The 4,713-nt window shown below is 51.5% G+C and carries 2 rRNA genes; both read left to right on the top strand.

The window, feature by feature from the left end:
• Positions 1-75: 75 nt before the first annotated feature.
• Positions 76-1,626 (top strand): 16S ribosomal RNA (locus CN925_RS04500).
• Positions 1,627-1,765: 139 nt separating this feature from the next.
• Positions 1,766-4,703, top strand: a 23S ribosomal RNA gene (locus CN925_RS04505).
• The 16S and 23S rRNA genes sit together here, the layout of an rRNA operon.
• Positions 4,704-4,713 lie beyond the last annotated feature (10 nt).

Raw genomic sequence — 4,713 nt, forward strand, 5'->3', positions numbered from 1 at the left:
CTTTGAAAACTAAACAAAACATGAAGTAAACGTCAATTATTAGTTTTTTGAGCAATACAAGATTTAAACTTAACTTTTATGGAGAGTTTGATCCTGGCTCAGGACGAACGCTGGCGGCGTGCCTAATACATGCAAGTCGAGCGGACTAATGGGAGCTTGCTCCCGTTAGTTAGCGGCGGACGGGTGAGTAACACGTGGGCAACCTACCTGTAAGACTGGGATAACTTCGGGAAACCGGAGCTAATACCGGATGACATTAAGGAACTCCTGTTCCTTAATTGAAAGATGGCTTTTAGCTATCACTTACAGATGGGCCCGCGGCGCATTAGCTAGTTGGTGAGGTAACGGCTCACCAAGGCGACGATGCGTAGCCGACCTGAGAGGGTGATCGGCCACACTGGGACTGAGACACGGCCCAGACTCCTACGGGAGGCAGCAGTAGGGAATCTTCCGCAATGGACGAAAGTCTGACGGAGCAACGCCGCGTGAGCGATGAAGGCCTTCGGGTCGTAAAGCTCTGTTGTTAGGGAAGAACAAGTGCTAGTTGAATAAGCTGGCACCTTGACGGTACCTAACCAGAAAGCCACGGCTAACTACGTGCCAGCAGCCGCGGTAATACGTAGGTGGCAAGCGTTGTCCGGAATTATTGGGCGTAAAGCGCGCGCAGGCGGTTTCTTAAGTCTGATGTGAAAGCCCCCGGCTCAACCGGGGAGGGTCATTGGAAACTGGGAAACTTGAGTGCAGAAGAGGAAAGTGGAATTCCAAGTGTAGCGGTGAAATGCGTAGAGATTTGGAGGAACACCAGTGGCGAAGGCGACTTTCTGGTCTGTAACTGACGCTGAGGCGCGAAAGCGTGGGGAGCAAACAGGATTAGATACCCTGGTAGTCCACGCCGTAAACGATGAGTGCTAAGTGTTAGAGGGTTTCCGCCCTTTAGTGCTGAAGTTAACGCATTAAGCACTCCGCCTGGGGAGTACGGTCGCAAGACTGAAACTCAAAGGAATTGACGGGGGCCCGCACAAGTGGTGGAGCATGTGGTTTAATTCGAAGCAACGCGAAGAACCTTACCAGGTCTTGACATCCTCTGACAACCCTAGAGATAGGGCTTTCCCTTCGGGGACAGAGTGACAGGTGGTGCATGGTTGTCGTCAGCTCGTGTCGTGAGATGTTGGGTTAAGTCCCGCAACGAGCGCAACCCTTGATCTTAGTTGCCAGCATTCAGTTGGGCACTCTAAGGTGACTGCCGGTGACAAACCGGAGGAAGGTGGGGATGACGTCAAATCATCATGCCCCTTATGACCTGGGCTACACACGTGCTACAATGGATAGTACAAAGGGTTGCAAGACCGCGAGGTGGAGCTAATCCCATAAAACTATTCTCAGTTCGGATTGTAGGCTGCAACTCGCCTACATGAAGCCGGAATCACTAGTAATCGCGGATCAGCATGCCGCGGTGAATACGTTCCCGGGCCTTGTACACACCGCCCGTCACACCACGAGAGTTTGTAACACCCGAAGTCGGTGGGGTAACCTTTTAGGGGCCAGCCGCCTAAGGTGGGACAGATGATTGGGGTGAAGTCGTAACAAGGTAGCCGTATCGGAAGGTGCGGCTGGATCACCTCCTTTCTATGGAGACATCATGAACCGATGGTTCATGTATGAAATGTTTCTTCATTGTTTTGTTTAGTTTTGANNTTTGTACCTTGAAAACTAGATAATGTCATTCATTAAACTGCGTAAGTTTAATTCAATTAGTTTTAAAATTAGTTAAGTTAGAAAGGGCGCACGGTGGATGCCTTGGCACTAGGAGTCGATGAAGGACGGGACTAACACCGATATGCTTCGGGGAGCTGTAAGTAAGCTTTGATCCGGAGATTTCCGAATGGGGGAACCCACTACTCGTAATGGAGTAGTATCTTTACCTGAATACATAGGGTACTGAGGACAGACCCAGGGAACTGAAACATCTAAGTACCTGGAGGAATAGAAAGCAATAGCGATTTCCCAAGTAGCGGCGAGCGAAAAGGAAGATAGCCCAAACCAAGAGGCTTGCCTCTTGGGGTTGTAGGACACTCTATACGGAGTTACAAAGGAACGGGGTAAATGAAGCGACCTGGAAAGGTCCGTCGAAGAAGGTAAAAACCCTGTAGTTGAAACCTCGTTCCCTCTTGAGTGGATCCTGAGTACGGCGGAACACGTGAAATTCCGTCGGAATCTGGGAGGACCATCTCCCAAGGCTAAATACTACCTAGTGACCGATAGTGAACCAGTACCGTGAGGGAAAGGTGAAAAGCACCCCGGAAGGGGAGTGAAAGAGAACCTGAAACCGTGTGCTTACAAATAGTCAGAGCTCGTTAACGAGTGATGGCGTGCCTTTTGTAGAATGAACCGGCGAGTTACGATCCCGTGCAAGGTTAAGTTGAAGAGACGGAGCCGCAGCGAAAGCGAGTCTGAATAGGGCGATTTAGTACGTGGTCGTAGACCCGAAACCGAGTGATCTACCCATGTCCAGGATGAAGTTCAGGTAACACTGAATGGAGGTCCGAACCCACGCACGTTGAAAAGTGCGGGGATGAGGTGTGGGTAGCGGAGAAATTCCAATCGAACTCGGAGATAGCTGGTTCTCCCCGAAATAGCTTTAGGGCTAGCCTTATGTGTTAGAGTCTTGGAGGTAGAGCACTGATTGGACTAGGGGCCCCCAACGGGTTACCGAATTCAGTCAAACTCCGAATGCCAATGACTTATCCATAGGAGTCAGACTACGAGTGATAAGATCCGTGGTCAAGAGGGAAACAGCCCAGACCGCCAGCTAAGGTCCCAAAGTATACGTTAAGTGGAAAAGGATGTGGAGTTGCTTAGACAACCAGGATGTTGGCTTAGAAGCAGCCACCATTTAAAGAGTGCGTAATAGCTCACTGGTCGAGTGACTCTGCGCCGAAAATGTAACGGGGCTAAACGTATCACCGAAGCTGCGGATTGATACCGTATGGTATCAGTGGTAGGGGAGCGTTCTAAGGGCGTTGAAGCTAGATCGTAAGGACTGGTGGAGCGCTTAGAAGTGAGAATGCCGGTATGAGTAGCGAAAGACGGGTGAGAATCCCGTCCACCGTATGCCTAAGGTTTCCTGGGGAAGGCTCGTCCTCCCAGGGTTAGTCAGGACCTAAGCCGAGGCCGACAGGCGTAGGCGATGGACAACAGGTTGATATTCCTGTACCACCTCATTTCCGTTTGAGCGATGGAGGGACGCAGAAAGATAGGGTAAGCGCGCTGCTGGATATGCGCGTCCAAGCAATTAGGCTGATGTGTAGGCAAATCCGCACATCATAAGGCTGAGTTGTGATGGCGAGGGAAATATAGTACCGAAGTTCCTGATTCTACGCTGCCAAGAAAAGCTTCTAGCGAGGAAATAGGTGCCTGTACCGCAAACCGACACAGGTAGGCGAGGAGAGAATCCTAAGGTGAGCGAGAGAACTATGGTTAAGGAACTCGGCAAAATGACCCCGTAACTTCGGGAGAAGGGGTGCTCTTTTGGGTGTATGCCCGGGAGAGCCGCAGTGAAAAGGCCCAAGCGACTGTTTAGCAAAAACACAGGTCTCTGCGAAGCCGCAAGGCGAAGTATAGGGGCTGACGCCTGCCCGGTGCTGGAAGGTTAAGAGGAGGGGTTATCCCTTACGGGAGAAGCTCTGAATTGAAGCCCCAGTAAACGGCGGCCGTAACTATAACGGTCCTAAGGTAGCGAAATTCCTTGTCGGGTAAGTTCCGACCCGCACGAAAGGCGTAACGATTTGGGCACTGTCTCAACCATAGACTCGGTGAAATTATAGTACCTGTGAAGATGCAGGTTACCCGCGACAGGACGGAAAGACCCCGTGGAGCTTTACTGCAGCTTGATATTGAATTTTGGTACAGCTTGTACAGGATAGGTAGGAGCCTGAGAAGCCGGAGCGCTAGCTTCGGTGGAGGCGTCGGTGGGATACTACCCTGGCTGTATTGAAATTCTAACCTAGAGCCGTGATCCGGCTCGGAGACAGTGTCAGGTGGGCAGTTTGACTGGGGCGGTCGCCTCCTAAAGAGTAACGGAGGCGCCCAAAGGTTCCCTCAGAATGGTTGGAAATCATTCGAAGAGTGTAAAGGCATAAGGGAGCTTGACTGCGAGACCTACAAGTCGAGCAGGGACGAAAGTCGGGCTTAGTGATCCGGTGGTTCCGCATGGAAGGGCCATCGCTCAACGGATAAAAGCTACCCCGGGGATAACAGGCTTATCTCCCCCAAGAGTCCACATCGACGGGGAGGTTTGGCACCTCGATGTCGGCTCATCGCATCCTGGGGCTGTAGTCGGTCCCAAGGGTTGGGCTGTTCGCCCATTAAAGCGGTACGCGAGCTGGGTTCAGAACGTCGTGAGACAGTTCGGTCCCTATCCGTCGTGGGCGCAGGAAATTTGAGAGGAGCTGTCCTTAGTACGAGAGGACCGGGATGGACACACCGCTGGTGTACCAGTTGTTCTGCCAAGAGCATGGCTGGGTAGCTATGTGTGGAAGGGATAAGTGCTGAAAGCATCTAAGCATGAAGCCCCCCTCAAGATGAGATTTCCCATAGCGTTAAGCTAGTAAGACCCCTGAGAGACGATCAGGTTGATAGGTCAGAGGTGGAAGCGTGGTGACACGTGGAGCTGACTGATACTAATCGGTCGAGGACTTAACTAACAAGTTTGAT

It is taken from the genome of Bacillus sp. AFS055030 (genome assembly GCF_002574545.1).
Lineage (GTDB): Bacteria > Bacillota > Bacilli > Bacillales > Bacillaceae_G > Gottfriedia.